Raw genomic sequence first — 16,411 nt, forward strand, 5'->3', positions numbered from 1 at the left:
GGCTGGACACCAACGTCCTGCCTTCCAGCATTCATCACAAGGAGAAATCCATACATGTTCCCACAGAATTTCCTTTGGGGCGGCGCCACCGCCGCAAACCAAATCGAAGGCGCATACAACGTGGATGGCAAGGGCCTGAGCATCCAAGACGTCATGCCCGATGGCTTGCAAACTCCGCCCACGGAAGGCCCCACGGATGACAACCTCAAGCTTGAGGCCATCGATTTCTATCATCGCTATGCCGAGGACATCGCACTGTTCGGTGAGATGGGCTTTAAGACCTTCCGCTTCTCCATTGCCTGGAGCCGCATCTTCCCACGCGGCGATGAAGATGAGCCGAACGAGGAGGGCCTGCGCTTCTATGACCGCGTGCTCGACGAACTCGAGAAGTACGGCATCGAGCCCCTCGTCACGCTGAGCCACTACGAAACACCTCTCGCCATCGCACGCGAGTACGGCGGGTGGTCCAACCGTGAAGTCATCAACTTCTTTGAGAAGTACTGCCGCACCGTGTTCGAGCGTTACAAGGGTCGCGTGCACTACTGGCTCACCTTCAACGAGATTAATTCGGTACTCCACTTCCCGTTCTTCGGTGGTCTCGAGGGCACGCCAGAGGAGGTTGGCCCGCAGAAGCTTTACCAAGCTGTCCACCACGAACTCGTGGGCTCTGCACGTGTCACTAAGATTGCACACGAAATAGACCCGAACAACAAGGTCGGCTGCATGATCATCGCGGTGCCACGCTACCCGCTAACGCCGAATCCACAGGATGCCCTCAAAGCGCTGGATAAGAGCCACGATGACCTTGCCTTTGGTGATATCCACTGCCGTGGGTACTACCCGGGTTACTACCTGCGCAAGCTCAAGAACCTCGGTGTCGAGCTGGATATCACTGAGCAGGATCGTGACGACCTTACCAACACGGTCGACTTCGTCTCCTTCTCCTACTATATGTCCGTGTGCGAAACTGCTGATCCGGCCAAGGACACGGCAGGTCAAGGAAATATCGTGGGTGGCGTTCCCAACCCGACCCTCGTGGCCTCCGAGTGGGGCTGGCAAATCGACCCGGTCGGCCTGCGCATCATCATGAACGAATACTGGGACCGCTGGCAGAAGCCGCTGTTCATCGTTGAAAACGGCTTGGGTGCCAAAGACAAGCTCGTCGATGGCCCCGAAGGCCCCACTGTCGAGGATGACTACCGCATCGACTACCTGAACCAGCACCTGGTCCAGGTCGGCGAGGCTGTCGAGGACGGTGTCGAGGTCCTCGGCTACACCACGTGGGGCTGCATCGACTTGGTCTCCGCATCGACAGCGCAGATGTCCAAGCGTTACGGCTTCATCTACGTCGACCGCGACGATGACGGCTCCGGCACGCTCGATCGCTACAAAAAGAAGTCCTTCGACTGGTACAAAGAGGTCATCGCCACCAACGGCGAGTCCCTCACCAAGTAGTCCCGCCCGTTCCCATCCAAAGAGAGGCAATCTGCAGCGATGAAGGTCGTGCGTGTGCTCAATAACAACGTCGTCCTCGCGGTCGACGAGACCGGCGCGGAAGCCATCCTCACTGGGTGGGGCGTGGGCTTCCAAGCGAAGCCTGGCCAGCCGGTCAAGACTGACAAAGTCACGCGCACGTTCAGGCCCGAAAATGATCGCGATAGCGATAACCTCGCGCAACAGCTCGCGGCGCTGGACCCCAGGTTCCTCGCCGCGGCCGATGACGCGCTCCGTGCCGAATTCGAGGATCGAGGCTCGGCCACCGTTGTGGCCCTCGCTGACCACCTCAGCGTCGCTGCGGTGCGCGTTGCTGCCGATGCCGCCACCGCCGCCCAGCCGCATCCACTCACCGCCGAGGTCAAGCACCTCTACCCCGCTGAGTACGCGGCCGGAGAGCGGATTCTTGCCCACGTGAACAAGCAGCTCGAGCTCGACCTGCCGCAGGTCGAGGCCGTTGCCATCGCCATGCACTTGGTCAACGCTGGTTTCCACACAGACGGCCTTGCGGAAACCTACCGCATGACGGGCGTGTTCGGGCAGCTCTTCGACATCATCGATACAAGCTTTGACATCGAACTCGACCGTCAGTCCATTTCCGCCGCACGTTTTATCACGCACATGCGCTACTTCTTCGTGCGCGTGAGCGAAGGCCGGCAGCTCAACGAGGGCATGAGCGTCCTCAAAGACAGCCTGCAGCTGTCCCACCCGCAAGCGGTAACCTGCGCCAGCCGCCTCGCCTCCATCCTCGAGCTGCGCCTTGGCGCGCCGCTCACTGACGACGAGGTGAGCTACCTTGCGCTGCACGTCGCGCGTCTCGTCGGCGAGCACCACGCCGCGCAGTAGGCAGGCCGTGCACGGCGAAAGCCTCCAACCGAAGTTGGAGGCTTTCGCTATTTTGTACCCCGTACGGGATTTGAACCCGTGTTACCGGCGTGAGAGGCCAGCGTCCTAGGCCGCTAGACGAACGGGGCATAGAACTAGTGTTACTGCTTATTCCGGCAGTGAACACTGCTGGCCTACCAGGACTCGAACCTAGAATGACGGTACCAGAAACCGTTGTGTTGCCAATTACACCATAGGCCATTGTCATCAAGTGCTTGTCTCTTTCACTTTGTCAGTGTAAGTGACTCGCTCTGTGCGACGAGAAATAACTATAGGCAGGAACGGCACGTGTGACAAATCGGCAGGTCAGACCAAGTTCTCAAGGTGACATCGCGTGGCTAATTGTGTTAGCTTCATCGTTACACGGGCACGCGTAGAATCTATCGCCCGCCGGAAGAAAGATACGTTCATGAGCCGTACGGACGAGATTGTCACCGCCGCCCGCCTGCTCCTACAGGACTACGGGTGGCCAGAGATTTCTATTCGCGACATCGCCAATGAAATCGGTATCAAGGCGCCGAGTCTCTACAAGCACGTCTCCGGTATGGAGGAAATCGCGGCTCTCGTCGCCACAGAGGCACTCAGCGAATACGGTCAGCATCTGCGCGAGGGATGGGAAGAAAACGGCGCCACAGGGGTCCTCGCCGCCCACCGCGACTATTTCCGTGAGAACCCCTATCTCTACGAGCTCATGACGGGCCGACTCTTCCCGCGCGAGTACTTGCCCAGGGACTTGCCGGGCTGGGCGCGCGAGCCCTTCCACTGGATGGCCGACAACAATACGCAGTTGGGGCTGAGCTACACCGCCATGGCGCATGGCCTGGCACTGCTCGAGCTGCGCGACGGACATATCCCCGACCCCCAGTGGGAATACGTCGTCGCCGATTAAAACACGCGAAACCCCCGCCAACCGGAAGGTTGCGGGGGCATCGGCAAGCTCTTAGGTCTCGGGCGCCTGGTACGGCGTCACGGCCAAGGCAGCCTTGAGACGCGCGATGGTCGACTCCTTGCCCAAGAGTTCCATGGACTCGAAGAGCGGCGGGGAGACCTGCTGACCGGACATGCCAACACGCAGGGCGCCGTAGGCCTTGCGCGGCTTAAGTTCCAAGTCCTCGATGAGAGCCTTGGACAGCGCAGCCTCGATGTTGGCGGTGGTCCAGTCCTCGATGCCCTCGAGGGCGGCGATGCCCACCTCGAGCGGCTGGACGGCGTCCTCCTTGAGGTTCTTCTTCGCAGACTTCGAGTCTAGCTCGAGCTTGTCATCCGAGATGATGAGGAACTTGAGCAGGTCGTAGGCGTCCGAGAGCACCTTGATGCGCGTCTGGACGAGATCCGCGGCGATGGTGAACTTCGCGTCGTCATAGACGGCTGGGAAGTCGGTGTACTCGGTGAAGTACGCGCGCAGGCGGTCCTTGAAGACCTCCGGAGCGAGCAGGCGAATGTGGTCCGCGTTGATGGCCTCGAGCTTCTTCTGATCAAAGCGGGCCGGGTTGCCTAGAACGTCCTTGACGTCGAAGTTGGCGATGAGCTCCTCGACGGAGAAGATGTCCTGCTCCGCAGACAGGGACCAGCCCAAAAGGGACAGGTAGTTGAGCATACCCTCGGGGATGATGCCGTTGTCGCGGTGGTTGAACAGGTTGGACTGCGGGTCACGCTTGGACAGCTTCTTGTTGCCCTCACCCATAACGAACGGCAGGTGACCGAACTGCGGAGTCTGCTTGGCAATGCCAAGTTCGACCAGCGCCTCATACAGGGCCAGCTGACGCGGGGTCGAGGACAGCAGGTCCTCACCGCGGAGGACGTGCGTGATGTTCATCAGTGCGTCATCAACCGGGTTGACCAGCGTGTACAGCGGCGCGCCGTTGGAGCGGGCTACCACATAGTCGGGTTGAGTCTCAGACTTAAAGGTCATCTCGCCGCGGACGAGATCGTTCCAGGTCCAGTCCTTGTCCGGCATGCGCAGGCGCCACACAGGCTTGCGACCTTCGGCCTTGAAGGCCTCGATCTGCTCCTCGGTGAGGTTGCGGTCGTAGTTATCGTAGCCCAGCTTCGGATCGCGGCCAGCCGCCTTGTGGCGCTCCTCAACCTCTTCCGCGGTGGAGTACGCCGGGTAAACATAGCCGCCATCAATGAGCTTCTGCAGGACGTCCGCATAGATGTCCATGCGCTGAGACTGGCGGTACGGGCCGTCGGGACCGCCGACGTTGACGCCTTCGTCCCAGCCCAAGCCAAGCCACTCGAGCGAGTCGATGATGGCCTGGTAGGACTCTTCCGAGTCACGGGCGGCGTCAGTATCTTCGATACGGAAGATGAGCTTGCCGCCGGTGTGGCGGGCATAAGCCCAGTTGAACAGGGCGGTGCGGACCATGCCCACGTGGGGCGTGCCGGTCGGGGACGGGCAGAATCGAACCCGAATGTCACTAGCGTTCTCAGTCATGCCCACCATGGTAGACCAGCACGGACGAACACTCAGAACGAGGCGGGGGTAAGCGTAATGGAAACAACTATCAATAAATGCTGGCCACAAAAATTCCACGGGGGTATCCACTAACGGTAATGAAAGTCATCACCTATAGTGTGCTCCGTTCCAAAATAACTGAAGAAAGGACCCTCGTGTCTCGCATTCACTCTCGCTCTCTCGCTCTGCTCACCGCAGTAGCTCTGGTCTCCCCCGCCGTCGCGCACGCCGGCCCGGACGACGGCCGCACCGTCGCCACCGCCGCGCACGTCGACTCGCCGAAGACCTTCTGGGCAAACGACACGTTCGTCCTCAAGTCCGAGGTCTCAGGCACAACGACTCCCCTGGACGATACTGTTGCGTGGGTTGGAAAAGGTTACGGGAGCGACGGCCGGAATCAATACCAGTTCACACTGCCCAAAAATGGCCTCTTCGACTTTTTTGGCGAACCAGGCGAGACTTACTACACCGCTCCGGCTGCTACCTGGGGATCCCAACAGCCAATTTGGATGGGATTTGGGGCCGACGCTGGGCTTCCCATGGAAGCTTTCCGCGATCACACCGCGTCACTCGACCTCCTCTCTGTCAATGGCCCCGGCGACGTCGAGCTGTTTAGCTATCTTGATTCCGAATCTGGCCTACACCGTTTGCTCGGCACTTCTCAGGACTCCCCGAAGTCCATTCCGCTCACCGCAGGAAGTCACTTCCACAACTACACGGCATTTTCTAAGCCGGGCCGTTATGAGCTGACGTACCGCACCACCGCGCGCGGCAAGGACGGAAAACTCATCGCCTCGCAACCGACCGTCGCCGTAGTGCAAGTAGGCGGCCAGTCCCCCAAGGCGGAAAAGACTCAGAGCACGCGCGAGCGCTTCGACGCAGCCAAGCCCGGCTCCCAGGCTGAGCTTGCCGATGCCGCTTACTCCCTGAGCGTGGCTCCCAAGGCAAAGCGGTCCCAGGAAGGTGATGAGCACCTGTCGACGCTCAAGTTCGAGGCCGGAAACAAAGCTAACGGCACGCTCACGCTTTTTATCGACGGCTACTTCCTCACAGATCTGGACGTCAAGGACGGTACTGCACAGTGGGACGAGTTCTTGGGCCCCAAGGACTCCCAGATCCAGGCTGTATTTACCCCGGACGATGGCCCGCGCTGGGTCTCAACGCCGCTGCACTACACCCCCGGAAAGGAAGCCGCCGTCACCTCCGAGGATTCAGCGGAGACCTGGTCCGACCACACCGGCGACGCGTCAACGGTGCGCCAGCTACAAGACACGGAAGAGCCGACCGTCACGAATTCGAAGTTCACCGCTCACATTGAGCCGTACGGCGAATCCTCCTCCAAGCTCGTCGTTGAGACCGAAGATAAGAACTTCAACGGATTCATCAGCGGCGGTTTCTACGATGGTGGTGACGCCACATACGCGGGGCTCGACTTCGAAGGCTATATCCACAATGGTCACGGCGAGGTCCTGATCGGTGACGAGAACCTCTACAACGGCCAGGAAGCCCGCGTTGTCGTCATCCCCCACCCGACCATCAAGGCTCAGTCCGGCACGGTCGTCCTCGCGAAGAGTTACCAGCGGGGCAAAACTTTCGACGCGAAGGGGACTTTGGGCAGTGCTACCGAATCCGAGTCCACTGGGTCTTCAGCAGCCCCAACACCGACGACTAAGCCACACCAGCAGCCCTCCGAACCGGCTGTGCCCGAAAAGAAGTGCTCGAGCAAGCACTTCCTCGACCACGGCCACGTGGACATCAAAGCGATGCGCGAGGGCGACAAGCTCACCACGGTGTTGGAGGACGAAACGTCCCTCGTGGACAAGGGCGTCGTCGACCGTCCGCTCGATGACGTCGTGCTCGCTGTCCACGACAACGCTCTCGTCAAGCGCAGCGAGCGCATGGGCGATAAGAAGCTCGACTTCATGGGCAAGGTTGGCGAGAAGTTCTATATGCTTCCGGAAACCCAAAACCACGACATCATCTGGCCGGGCTACAACACACAGTCCCTCGACTATGGGCAGACCAACGGAACCGTCAACCTGAACTTCGAACCGAAGTCCGTCCCGGAGGGTGCGACGTGGGGGCTGTTTATTAGTCGCAATCTTGGCCAAGAGCAGGAAGTGCTCATGGATTCGACCAAGGGTGACCACACGATCGAGACCGATTTCGCTACCCACACCCACACGACGTGGGCGTTCTCGAAGCCGGGCATCTACGAGTTCAAGGTCACCTACGACACCACCACCAAGGACGGCAAGAAGATCACCTCGGCTCCGCAGACGCTCACCCTCGCCGTTGGCGACCAGGCAATCAAGGACTGCAAGTCGGATCTCGACAACTCCCAGCCCTCTGACGAGGTCAAGCCGTCCGAGCCGCAGCCCTCTGATGACGTGAAGCCTTCGGACGAGGTCAAGCCGAAGCCCGCACCGAAGCCGGCCCCGAAGGCGGACGGCTCCAGCAACGCGAAGCCCTGGGGCTGGGTCATTCCGGTGGTCATCGCCGGTGTCTTCGGTGCGCTCGGCGGATTCTTCCGCGACCACGGCGCTGAGCTTTGGGCCCGCGTCCAAGAGATGCTTAAACGTTTCCGCTAACGACTAGGTAGCCCTCTGCCCCTCCACCGATGGCTCGTTTTCGAGCTGTCGGTGCGCAGCTCTTTACACAGACATCACAGACTTCTTTCTCATAAAGGGATAACCCCATGCTTGTTTCATCACGGACGACACGCTTTCTCGCGGTGTGGGCCACGCTGCTGCTCTGCGTCGTCGCGGGCGTACCGCACGCTCTCGCCGCCGAACGCTTCGATACTGGACACGTCGATGCCTTCTACGTCACCGCGCCGGGCGGTGACCTCACTCTCGGCTTGAAGGAAGACATCACCGGCAACGACGTGGAGCACTCCGGCGACGACGTCGTGCTCGTCGTCAAAGAATCAGCATGGAACTCGGTCACGGAAGGCATCCCGGACATCGGTGGCTCGTCCTACTTCCTGCCGCAGGACCAGGACCACTCGTTGCTCTGGCCGGGCTGGGATACGCAGCCAGCCGGCCGCGCAGGCTTCGACAACGTCGACTTGGTCTTCGAGGATGTCTCCGGGCCCGGTTCGGTATACGTCTTCCGCACCTCAAACTTCGGTGACGTCGAGCCAGTCACCGGCTCCGGCAGCATTGAACTCACGCGCGGGGAAACCATCAATCAGCCCTACGGTGCCCACCGTCACGCAAACTGGGCGTTTTCCAAACCCGGCACGTACGAGATGACCGTCCACGCGGAAAGCAAGGGCAAGACCTCTAACTCCGTGACGTACACGTGGGAGGTCGGCGATTCTTCCGGTTCCGACCGCGATGTGGACCGCGACCACGGCAACGACGCCAAAGACGACGAAGACAACACCGACACGTCCACCAGCCATGGTTCGTTGAAGCGCACGCAGACCTCCACTTCGGCACAACCCTCGCGTGCCGCCGCACCGCGCTCAACCCAGGCGCGCGCAGCAGCCCCGCGTCCTGCCGCTCCTCGCCCGGCTGAGTCCGCCCCGGCCCCTGAGGCGGCATCGGAAAGCGCGGCCTGCGTGGCGGGGCTGAACCCCAAGATCAAAGACGACACGGTCAGCCCACCGGCCTGGATCGACGCGGATGGCGCGACGTTTTACATCTCAGATACCGGAAAGGTCGACCTGCCGCAGGACATCGGCCCCGTGCCGCAGGGCCCGGCGTGGATGATCGGCTCCACCCAAGTCGCCGGCGTGCCGTGGCTGGGCGCGAACACCCAGCACCCCACCATGCGCGAATATACATCGGGCCCGGTGACGTGGGACATCACGAGCTTTAACGGCCCCGGCGATGTCATGGTCTACACGCAAGGAGGGCTAGGCACGATTGTCGGCGACGAATGGTTCCGCGTCGTTGGCGGCCAAGCCCAAGGCGCGGTGGACATTCCAGAAAATACGCACGTTCACCCCAACTGGCTGTTTAGCCAGCCCGGCAACTACTCGCTGACCATTCGCCAGACCGCCACGACAACAGCCGGCGAGACTGTCAGCGGAGAGGCCACCCTCCACTTCGCGGTGGGCGGCGGACAGCCTAGTGGTGCGCTGAGCTCCGGCCACTTCGACTTCGGCGCAGAGGTCAACCCAGACGGCGGCGACTGCTCAACCGCGCCGGGTTCCATTGGCGTCGCACCGACTGGCGGTACGACGGGCTCGGGCGATTCTCATTCTGTGTCGGGTCGCTCGGCAGGCGTCTCCGGAGGCGACGCGGCAGTGCAACAAGCGGGTGCCGAATCGGGCACCCTGCGCCCAGGCACGAAGCTTGCTGCCTCGAGTGAGAGCTACCTGGCCTGGGGCGTGGGCGCGCTCGGTGTGGGCATGCTCGTGCTGGGACTGGGCGTCGGCCTACTTGCTTGGACGCGATACCGTGCGTAAGGCGGCGCTCGTACTCGCGGTAACGCTCGGCCTAAGCGGGTGTACGGCACCGACCCAGGAGGACGGCCTGCGCATCGTGGCGACGACGCCGATCATCGCGGATCTCGCACGCAATGTTGCGCCGGACGCGCACGTCACGACCCTCATCCCGGCGGGCAAGGACCCGCACTCTTTCGAGCCGACGCTGCGCACCTCGCGGGAGGTAGCCAATGCCGATGTCGCATTTGCCAATGGCCTTCTGCTCGAGCCGCAGACACTCATGGATTCCGTGCATAGCGTATCTTCAGGCCCCGTCGTCGACGTCGCCGACGTAGCGTCCACCCGCGGGGCAAAGCTCGTGCCGCTCGTGGAAAACGTGGCACTCGACGCGATCTGGCTTGGTCTGCGCGTCGCTGGTTCTAGGGATTCCGCCACCATTTCCTTGGACTCGGTTGAAGGGCCCGGATCGGTTGCGGCGTACGTCGTCTCGACATTCGGCACGCCGCGCGTCCTCTTTGACTCCTCGGACGGCGGTCCTGATTCAACGGAACTGCCCGGCAACGCGCACACGCACCTGTCCTGGGCTTTTAGCGCGCCGGGCATCTACCGTTTGCACTTGTCGTCCTCGCTGACCGAACCCGCAGTGATAACGATAGCGGTGGGCGTGACTCCCCCACCCGACCTCGATGTCATTGATGAGGGCCATCTCGACATCGCGGCGGATTCTTCCCGCGGCATTGTGCTGCGGGATGGCTCCGATGACTTCGATCCAGCGGCGAGTGTCATCGCCGTTCCGTCGTCGGTCCTGCAGGAGATTCCGCCGGACCCGTCCTATCGCTTCTTAGGCGTCCCCGGCAGCGAGACGTACCTCCTGCCGCAAGCGGTGCTCGGCCAACACATCCACGGCGAGGTCGACCCACACCTATGGCACAACGTGGCCAACGCCATGGCCTACGTCGACGTCATCGCAGACGAACTCGCGCAAGTCGATCCGTCGCACGGCGCGGAATACCGCGATCATGCCCGTGCCTATAACGAGTCCTTGCGCGGGGTGGATTCCGAAATCCGCTCCCTCATCGCCGACATCCCGGAGCCACGCCGCAACCTTGTCACCACACACCACGGTTACGCATACCTCGAGCAGGGCTACGGCGTGCGCAGCGCCGGGTTCGTCACGCCGAATCCCGCCGTCGAGCCGTCCCCACGCGACGTCATCGCGTTGCGTCGCACGTTGGAGAATCTCGACGTCCCCGCCGTCTTTATCGAACCTTCCGAAGAAGCCAGTACGCAAACCCTGCGGGAGACCGCCTCCGCGGCAGGCCGACGCGTATGCACCATCTACGGCGACACCCTCGACGCGTCCGTCCCCACCTATATCGATCTAATGCGCTTTAACGCGCGCTCCCTTCACGACTGTTTAAAGGACTAATCATGAACCATCGCATTCCTACTCTTCTGCTCGCCGGCGCACTCGCTTTCACGGCGGCTCCGGCGTGGGCGGGTGACCTCGCGCAGGTTGTCTCCGCGGATGAGTCCGTCGCCCCGTCTGGCGAGGCCGCCGTTATCGACCACGGGCACGTGGACATGGGCGCGCTCATCGTCGACGGCCAGGCCCAGTTCAAGGCCCGCGACGACTCCCAGCCCACACCGGTGTGGCGTGACCCGAAAGATGTCGTCTTCGCCGTCGATGACAAGGCCCTGCAAACCCTGCCGGAGACCAATGACTTCGCCTTTACCGGCGCTCAGCCTGGCTCCCAGGTATGGGTCATCCCGCAGACCGAGGTCGCAGGAGTGCCCTGGCTGGGGTGGAATACCCAGGCACCGTCGTTGACCGAGGTCGCGGACCGCGGCGTGAACATCGAGTTCCTCGGCCACTCCGGCCCGGGCGATTTCTCACTCTTCCTTCAGAATGGCGGCTTCGAGGCGCCCCAACTGCTCTTTAGCACCGCCGAGCACGGCGAAGACTCCTTGTGGGTCGATCTGCACACGCACACCCACGCCAACTGGACGTTCACCGAGCCCGGCGCCCACAAGGTCGGCCTGCGCCTCACCACGACCACCACCTCGGGCGAGGAGCTTGCTACCGATGCCGTCCTCAACTTCGCCGTCGGCCCCGACGCCGCCACGCCCCAGGCTGCCGATGCCGCCCGTTCCCTCCCCTTCGAACCCACCACAGCGTCCGCAGGCTTCGCCGGACTGCCGATGTGGGCCTGGTGGACCGTGGGCATCGTCCTTGCACTCGTCGTCCTCGGCGCACTCGGCGCCGCGCTGCGGGGTGTTCGCCGTGGCTAATCCCGCTATCACTGCGTCCGATGTCTCCGTCGCGTTAGGCGGCCGCCGAGTAGTCAGGGACGCCTCCTTGACGGTCGAGTCCGGCGAATTCATCGGTCTGCTCGGCCCCAACGGTGCAGGCAAGACGACGCTCCTGCGCTCAATACTCGGTCTCGTGCGCTATTCCGGTTCCATCACCACGCGCGCCGCGCTGGGTTACGTTCCCCAGCGCCACGACGTTGCGTGGGATTTTCCCATCACCGTCGCCGACTGTGTCGCGAGCGGCCGCACGCGCCGGTTCGGCTGGCTTCGACGCGTCGACCATCGCGCAGCACAAGAAGCAATCGCGTTGGTTGGCCTCACGGAGTTTGCCCGCCGTCCCATCGAGCAGCTCTCCGGCGGACAACGCCAACGCGTGCTCATCGCGCGTGCTCTCGCCACGCGTCCCGATGTCCTCCTTCTCGACGAGCCGTTTACCGGCCTCGACGCTCCGAATACCGAGTCGCTCCTCGCGCTCTTTGAGGAACTCACCCAAGCGGGAACGTCCATCCTCATGTCGACGCATAATCTGGCCGAGGCTGCCCACACGTGCCACCGCCTCGTGCTTTTCAATCGCACCGTCATCGCGGATGGCCCCGCGGCCGACATCCTCGCCACACCGCAGCCGTGGGTCGACACCTTCGGAGTATCCGCCCACTCGCCTCTCCTCGCTGCCGTGGGGGTCGCATGCTAGACGTCACGCTCCTCGATTTCTTCACTGACCTCGCCAACCCGCGCCTCGACTTCCTGCTCCACGCCGTCATCATGGCGATCCTCGCCGCGTGCGTGTGCGGCGTCGTGGGCTGCTACGTCGTCCTGCGCGGCATGGCCTTTATCGGCGATGCCGTCTCCCACGCCGTCTTCCCCGGCCTCGCCGTCGCCTTTGCACTGCACACCTCTGTGCTCCTTGGTGGCGCCGTCGCTGGCTGCGCCGTCGCCCTGCTCATCGCCGTCTTCGCGCAGCGCCGCCACATCCGCGAGGATTCCATCATCGGCATTTTCTTCGCCGCATCCTTCGCTTTGGGCATGCTCATCATCTCCCGCATCGACGGCTATACCGCGTCACTCACGAGCTTCCTCTTCGGCTCGCTCACGGGCGTTTCGCGCACCGACCTCATTGCGGCCGTCGCAGTCAACGTCGTCGTCATCGGACTCGTCATTCTCATCGGTCCACAGCTCACCGCCGCGTGTCTCGACCGCGAGACCGCCCGCGCCATGGGCCTGCCCGTCGCGGTCCTCGACGTCGTTCTGTATCTCGCGGTCACCGCCGCCATAGTCATCTCCGTGGGCACTATCGGCAACATTCTGGTCCTGGCACTGCTCATCACGCCGGCCGCGACCGCCCGCCTGCTCACCACGAGCCTGCGGTCCATGATGGCGCTTTCCGCACTCATTGGCGCTCTCGGCTCCTTCGTGGGCATCTATCTCGCTTGGGCCATCGACCTTCCTGCCGGCGCCACCATCGTTCTCGTGCTTACTGCCTGCTTCCTTCTTGTCTGGGCGCTGAGCCCTCTGCTTCCCACTTTCCGTACTGCAAAGGAGACTTCGTCATGCGCCGCCTAGCGCTCGTCACCGCCGCCGTTTTGTCCACCAGCGCACTCGTCCCCTTCGCCGCTGCCGCACCCCGCTGCGGCGACGAAGCCACGCTCACCATTTCCAATTCCAACTCGCTGCGCACCACCGACGGAGCCGACGCGACGCTCCACGTCACCAACGACTCCTCCGATGCCGTCACTCTCACGCTCGATGACTCCAAGGGCACCGGAACCACCCGCTTCGACGAGACCACAGTCCCTCCGAATTCCGAGGAGGACATCGACATCGATTTCTCCGAGGACGGCGACTACACGCTCACGCTCCGCGTAGCGACTGCGGACGCGGACGCCACCGCCTCCGTGAAGTATTCGGTCGGCGCCCCGTGCGACGCGGAGGAATCCACCGACCCGCGCAGACTCGCCAAGGACATCAAAGGCATCGACAAAGAAATAGGCAAGCTCGATCGCGAGCTCGACAAAACCTACAAAGAGGCCGAGTCCTTCCTCAAAGTGTCCTCAGCCCCAAGCACTCGGCCCTCCACGCTCTCTGAAACGACTTCCTCCCGCGCTACACCGCCCCACGTCGCTCCGAATGCTGAGCCGACCGAGCGCGACAACTCCGTACCGGATGTAACAGCCCCCGCACCCGTAAAGTCAAGCCCACAGGATGGAAATAATGGCGCTGCGTCGAAGATCCAGGCTCCCACGCCTGCGGCTTCCAAGCCCCAGAAAGCCGCAGCCCCAGCTCCGCGCAAGGAAGCCGAGACTCCAGCGGAACCCGCCGAGAGCAACCCCATTCGCCCGGCCCAGATCACTCCAATAAGCACTTCGAGCGACATCACCAACTTCTGGGCAGGCGTGCTCGCAGGCTTCGGCGGTGCTTTCCTCATCTTCGGAGTCGGCCTGCTTCTCTTTGTCGCACGCCGTCCGAAGCAGCCAGAAAAGAAAGAAAAGCCCGCGGACACAACAGTGATTCCGCGGGTGGACTAGGCAGTAAGAGCTACGCCGTCGGCGCGGGAGCCGGGACGACGTACTTGTGCTTATCGGAGAGGAAGTTCCACACCTCGTTGGCGGCATCGGGAGCCCAGAACCAGGTGTGGTCCGCCGGGACCTTAAGGAGCTCGACCGGCTGCTGGCAACCGTTGAAGTTGAGGCGCTCGGAACCGCTGGCGGCGGGCTCCGACATAAAGGTCATGTCGCAGCGGTTGCGGTTGAGGTAGCCGCCGAGGACCGTGCGAACGGGCAGGTAACCGGCCTCGTGTCGGGTGCCGCCGTCGTAGGTCATCATCTTATCCGCGGTGCCGTGCATGATGAGGGTGGCCATGGGGGCATCGACGCAATTCATCTCAACCGGGTTGTAGAAGGCACCGGAGACCATCGCGACGGCGGCAAAGGTGTCCTGCGCGTGGCAGCCCAGGACGGAGGTAAAGCCGCCACCGTTGGACATGCCCATGGCGTAGACGCGGGACCGATCGACGCGGTAGTCGAGGTCGATATCGTCAAGGATGCGCTTGATGAAGCGGATGTCCTCGCCGTCGCGAGTCTTGGCGTAAGGCGCGGCCTCCCAGGCACGCTCGTAGCCTTCGGGATAGACGATGATGGCTTCACCGTGGGCACCGGTGTTCTACATGCGGGCGTAGCTGGAGAAATTCTCTGGACTATCTTCCCAGCCGCCGAAGCCAAAGAGGGCGGGCGCGGCGTCATCGGGGTTGTAATTGTCGGGGATGCGCAGCAGATAACGGCGGGGCTTGCCCTCGTGTTCGACATCGACGGAGACAGTCTGGCCGTTGGCGACGGGCTGGACGGGATTCACCGTGGGGTCTTCCTGAACCGGGATTACTGGGACCGGTGCAGGTGCAACAGGCGTCGCTTCCTGCACTCCCTCGGGAACCAGTTGCTCACCGGCGGGCGCGCTATCGGCCGGGGTTTCAATGGGCGCGGGGGGCGGTAGGAACCTCGGCAAGCTGCTCCTGTACGGGAGCCGGCGCTGGGACTTCCTGCGCGTGAGCGGGGACAATGCCAATGGACAAAGCGGCGGCCACTGCAAGCACAACGAGGCGCCGTTTGACGAGATTCACATTAAACACTTTCGTCACTTTAGTTTCAGTTCTTTTCTCGTTTATCAGCTGACACGCTCGATTCCTTAAGAATTCCCCCACGAAGTAAGCTGGAGGTCTATGTTTTCTTCACGCCCTTCTACCGCGCCGGACTTTCTGCTCTCTCGCGCGACTGGCTCCGTGCGCACCCAGGGTGCCCAGCAGACCTTTGACGATCTCGATGCCGCCGTCGCAGCGCTCAGGTCCGGAGACGTCGAGATAATCGTGGGCGCGCTCCCCTTCGAACGCGGCGCACGGGTTGCCTTAACGGTGCCAGAGAGCATCATCCGCGAGGACGGCCCGCTGGAACCGCACGCGCATTACCGCAACAGAACGCTGAATGCGCGCGTCACCGGATTCGAACCAGAACCGGAAGAACATCTGCGTCGCGTCGAGGCTGCCATCGCCACGATTCAAGAGTCCAAGCTTGACAAAGTGGTCTTAGCGCGCGCAGTCGACATTGAATTCAGCGAACCCACCGACCCCCGACTGGTCGCCGCGCGACTCATTGACATGTCGTACCACCGCGACGGCTTCATCGCTGACCTCACCCCGGCAGGCCGCGAGGGCGCCATGCTCGTCGGCTCCTCGCCGGAGGTCCTTATCAAGCGCCAAGGATCCACAGTGAGCGCTTTCCCCTTGGCCGGTTCGGCGGCGCGCCAGAAAGACAAGGCACGCGACATCCTAGCCGGGCAGGACTTGGCCCGCTCCCCCAAGGATCTCCGGGAGCACGCCTTTGTGGTCGACCATCTGCGCCGAATCCTTTCACCACTGTGCGAAACTTTGGACGCGCCACTCACACCGCAACTCATGAAGACCAATGAAATGTGGCACCTGGGCACACCGGTAGTCGGCACGCTCAAGGACCCTCACTTGACCGCGCTCGAGCTCGCCGCGCTCGTCCACCCCACCCCAGCCATTTGCGGTACGCCTACCGATGCCGCCGAATCCGTCATCCAGACAGCCGAATCCGACCGCGGGTTCTACGCCGGTACCGTCGGCTGGTGCGATAACTCGGGCGATGGCGAATACATGGTCGCCATCCGCTGCGCGGAGGTCTCGGGCGACGGACTTACGGCACGGGCCTGGGCCGGTGGTGGAATCGTCTCCGACTCAGACGCCAACGCCGAGCTGGAAGAGACGTCCGCGAAGTTGCGCACTATTTTGCGAGCGCTCGGACTCTAAGTCCTACCCACCCCCTGGGTGGGCTTTTTTGTTTGCCTATTTGAGTATT

The 16,411-nt window shown here is 62.5% G+C and carries 15 protein-coding genes and 2 tRNA genes; 11 read left to right on the forward strand and 6 right to left on the reverse strand.

All coding sequences use genetic code 11. From position 1 onward, the window contains the following. The first annotated feature begins 54 nt into the window (after nucleotides 1-54). Together HMPREF3227_RS03895 and HMPREF3227_RS03900 are read left to right on the forward strand one after the other, a co-directional pair. The gene (locus HMPREF3227_RS03895) at nucleotides 55-1,455 is read left to right on the forward strand and encodes a glycoside hydrolase family 1 protein (RefSeq protein WP_066487586.1); all 1,401 of its coding nucleotides are present in this window, start codon (nucleotides 55-57) and stop codon (nucleotides 1,453-1,455) included. Nucleotides 1,456-1,494: 39 nt separating this feature from the next. After that, nucleotides 1,495-2,340 (forward strand): PRD domain-containing protein, encoded by an 846-nt coding sequence (locus HMPREF3227_RS03900; protein WP_066510442.1) that lies wholly within the window; start codon nucleotides 1,495-1,497, stop codon nucleotides 2,338-2,340. 55 nt (nucleotides 2,341-2,395) lie between these two features. Here the strand turns inward: HMPREF3227_RS03900 and HMPREF3227_RS03905 are convergent. Together HMPREF3227_RS03905 and HMPREF3227_RS03910 are read right to left on the reverse strand one after the other, a co-directional pair. Continuing rightward, nucleotides 2,396-2,468: transfer RNA gene (locus tag HMPREF3227_RS03905), tRNA-Glu, on the reverse strand. A 40-nt stretch (nucleotides 2,469-2,508) separates the two neighbouring features. After that, a tRNA-Gln gene (locus HMPREF3227_RS03910) sits at nucleotides 2,509-2,580 on the reverse strand. Between the two features lie 208 nt (nucleotides 2,581-2,788). Here HMPREF3227_RS03910 and HMPREF3227_RS03915 point away from each other — a divergent pair. After that, complete coding sequence (locus HMPREF3227_RS03915; RefSeq protein WP_066510448.1) at nucleotides 2,789-3,268, forward strand: TetR/AcrR family transcriptional regulator; 480 nt, start codon at nucleotides 2,789-2,791, stop codon at nucleotides 3,266-3,268. A gap of 51 nt (nucleotides 3,269-3,319) precedes the next feature. Here the strand turns inward: HMPREF3227_RS03915 and gltX are convergent, their stop codons facing one another. Beyond that, complete coding sequence (gltX, locus tag HMPREF3227_RS03920; RefSeq protein WP_082750240.1) at nucleotides 3,320-4,825, reverse strand: glutamate--tRNA ligase; 1,506 nt, start codon at nucleotides 4,823-4,825, stop codon at nucleotides 3,320-3,322. 167 nt (nucleotides 4,826-4,992) lie between these two features. Here gltX and HMPREF3227_RS03925 point away from each other — a divergent pair, with 167 nt between their 5' ends. The 7 genes from HMPREF3227_RS03925 (at nucleotide 4,993) to HMPREF3227_RS03955 (ending at nucleotide 14,071) form a co-directional block, all read left to right on the forward strand. After that, entirely contained in the window at nucleotides 4,993-7,428 is a 2,436-nt protein-coding gene (locus tag HMPREF3227_RS03925; protein WP_156452963.1) for a choice-of-anchor M domain-containing protein, read from the forward strand. A gap of 107 nt (nucleotides 7,429-7,535) precedes the next feature. Beyond that, nucleotides 7,536-9,257, forward strand: coding sequence for a TIGR03773 family transporter-associated surface protein (locus HMPREF3227_RS03930; protein WP_066487603.1), 1,722 nt, complete (start codon nucleotides 7,536-7,538; stop codon nucleotides 9,255-9,257). Further along, nucleotides 9,232-10,665 (forward strand): anchored repeat ABC transporter, substrate-binding protein, encoded by a 1,434-nt coding sequence (locus tag HMPREF3227_RS03935; RefSeq protein ID WP_066510451.1) that lies wholly within the window; start codon nucleotides 9,232-9,234, stop codon nucleotides 10,663-10,665. The genes HMPREF3227_RS03930 and HMPREF3227_RS03935 overlap by 26 nt, the downstream gene beginning before the upstream one ends. 2 nt (nucleotides 10,666-10,667) lie before the next feature. Continuing rightward, entirely contained in the window at nucleotides 10,668-11,528 is an 861-nt protein-coding gene (locus HMPREF3227_RS03940; RefSeq protein WP_066487609.1) for a choice-of-anchor M domain-containing protein, read from the forward strand. Next, nucleotides 11,521-12,240 (forward strand): anchored repeat-type ABC transporter ATP-binding subunit, encoded by a 720-nt coding sequence (locus HMPREF3227_RS03945; protein ID WP_066487637.1) that lies wholly within the window; start codon nucleotides 11,521-11,523, stop codon nucleotides 12,238-12,240. Before HMPREF3227_RS03940 ends, HMPREF3227_RS03945 begins: the two co-directional genes overlap by 8 nt. Then, nucleotides 12,234-13,109: an anchored repeat-type ABC transporter permease subunit gene (locus HMPREF3227_RS03950; RefSeq protein WP_066487612.1), complete on the forward strand. Its 876-nt coding sequence runs from the start codon at nucleotides 12,234-12,236 to the stop codon at nucleotides 13,107-13,109. Before HMPREF3227_RS03945 ends, HMPREF3227_RS03950 begins: the two co-directional genes overlap by 7 nt. Continuing rightward, nucleotides 13,097-14,071, forward strand: a complete 975-nt coding sequence (locus HMPREF3227_RS03955) for a hypothetical protein (RefSeq protein ID WP_066487615.1) — start codon at nucleotides 13,097-13,099, stop codon at nucleotides 14,069-14,071. Before HMPREF3227_RS03950 ends, HMPREF3227_RS03955 begins: the two co-directional genes overlap by 13 nt. 10 nt (nucleotides 14,072-14,081) lie before the next feature. On the opposite strand, the gene HMPREF3227_RS13665 is transcribed toward HMPREF3227_RS03955, so the two are convergent. The 3 genes from HMPREF3227_RS13665 to HMPREF3227_RS13490 form a co-directional block, all read right to left on the reverse strand. Beyond that, nucleotides 14,082-14,681, reverse strand: a complete 600-nt coding sequence (locus HMPREF3227_RS13665) for a CE1 family esterase (RefSeq protein ID WP_353935776.1) — start codon at nucleotides 14,679-14,681, stop codon at nucleotides 14,082-14,084. Nucleotides 14,682-14,705: 24 nt separating this feature from the next. After that, nucleotides 14,706-14,894, reverse strand: coding sequence for an alpha/beta hydrolase family protein (locus HMPREF3227_RS13670; RefSeq protein WP_231725030.1), 189 nt, complete (start codon nucleotides 14,892-14,894; stop codon nucleotides 14,706-14,708). Nucleotides 14,895-15,009: 115 nt separating this feature from the next. Continuing rightward, nucleotides 15,010-15,168, reverse strand: coding sequence for a hypothetical protein (locus HMPREF3227_RS13490; RefSeq protein ID WP_168162244.1), 159 nt, complete (start codon nucleotides 15,166-15,168; stop codon nucleotides 15,010-15,012). Nucleotides 15,169-15,258: 90 nt separating this feature from the next. Between HMPREF3227_RS13490 and HMPREF3227_RS03965 the strand changes: the two genes are divergently transcribed. Next, complete coding sequence (locus tag HMPREF3227_RS03965; RefSeq protein ID WP_066487618.1) at nucleotides 15,259-16,362, forward strand: isochorismate synthase; 1,104 nt, start codon at nucleotides 15,259-15,261, stop codon at nucleotides 16,360-16,362. Nucleotides 16,363-16,411 lie beyond the last annotated feature (49 nt).

Source organism: Corynebacterium sp. CMW7794, assembly GCF_001563605.1.
In the GTDB taxonomy this organism is placed as follows: Bacteria; Actinomycetota; Actinomycetes; order Mycobacteriales; family Mycobacteriaceae; genus Corynebacterium; species Corynebacterium phoceense.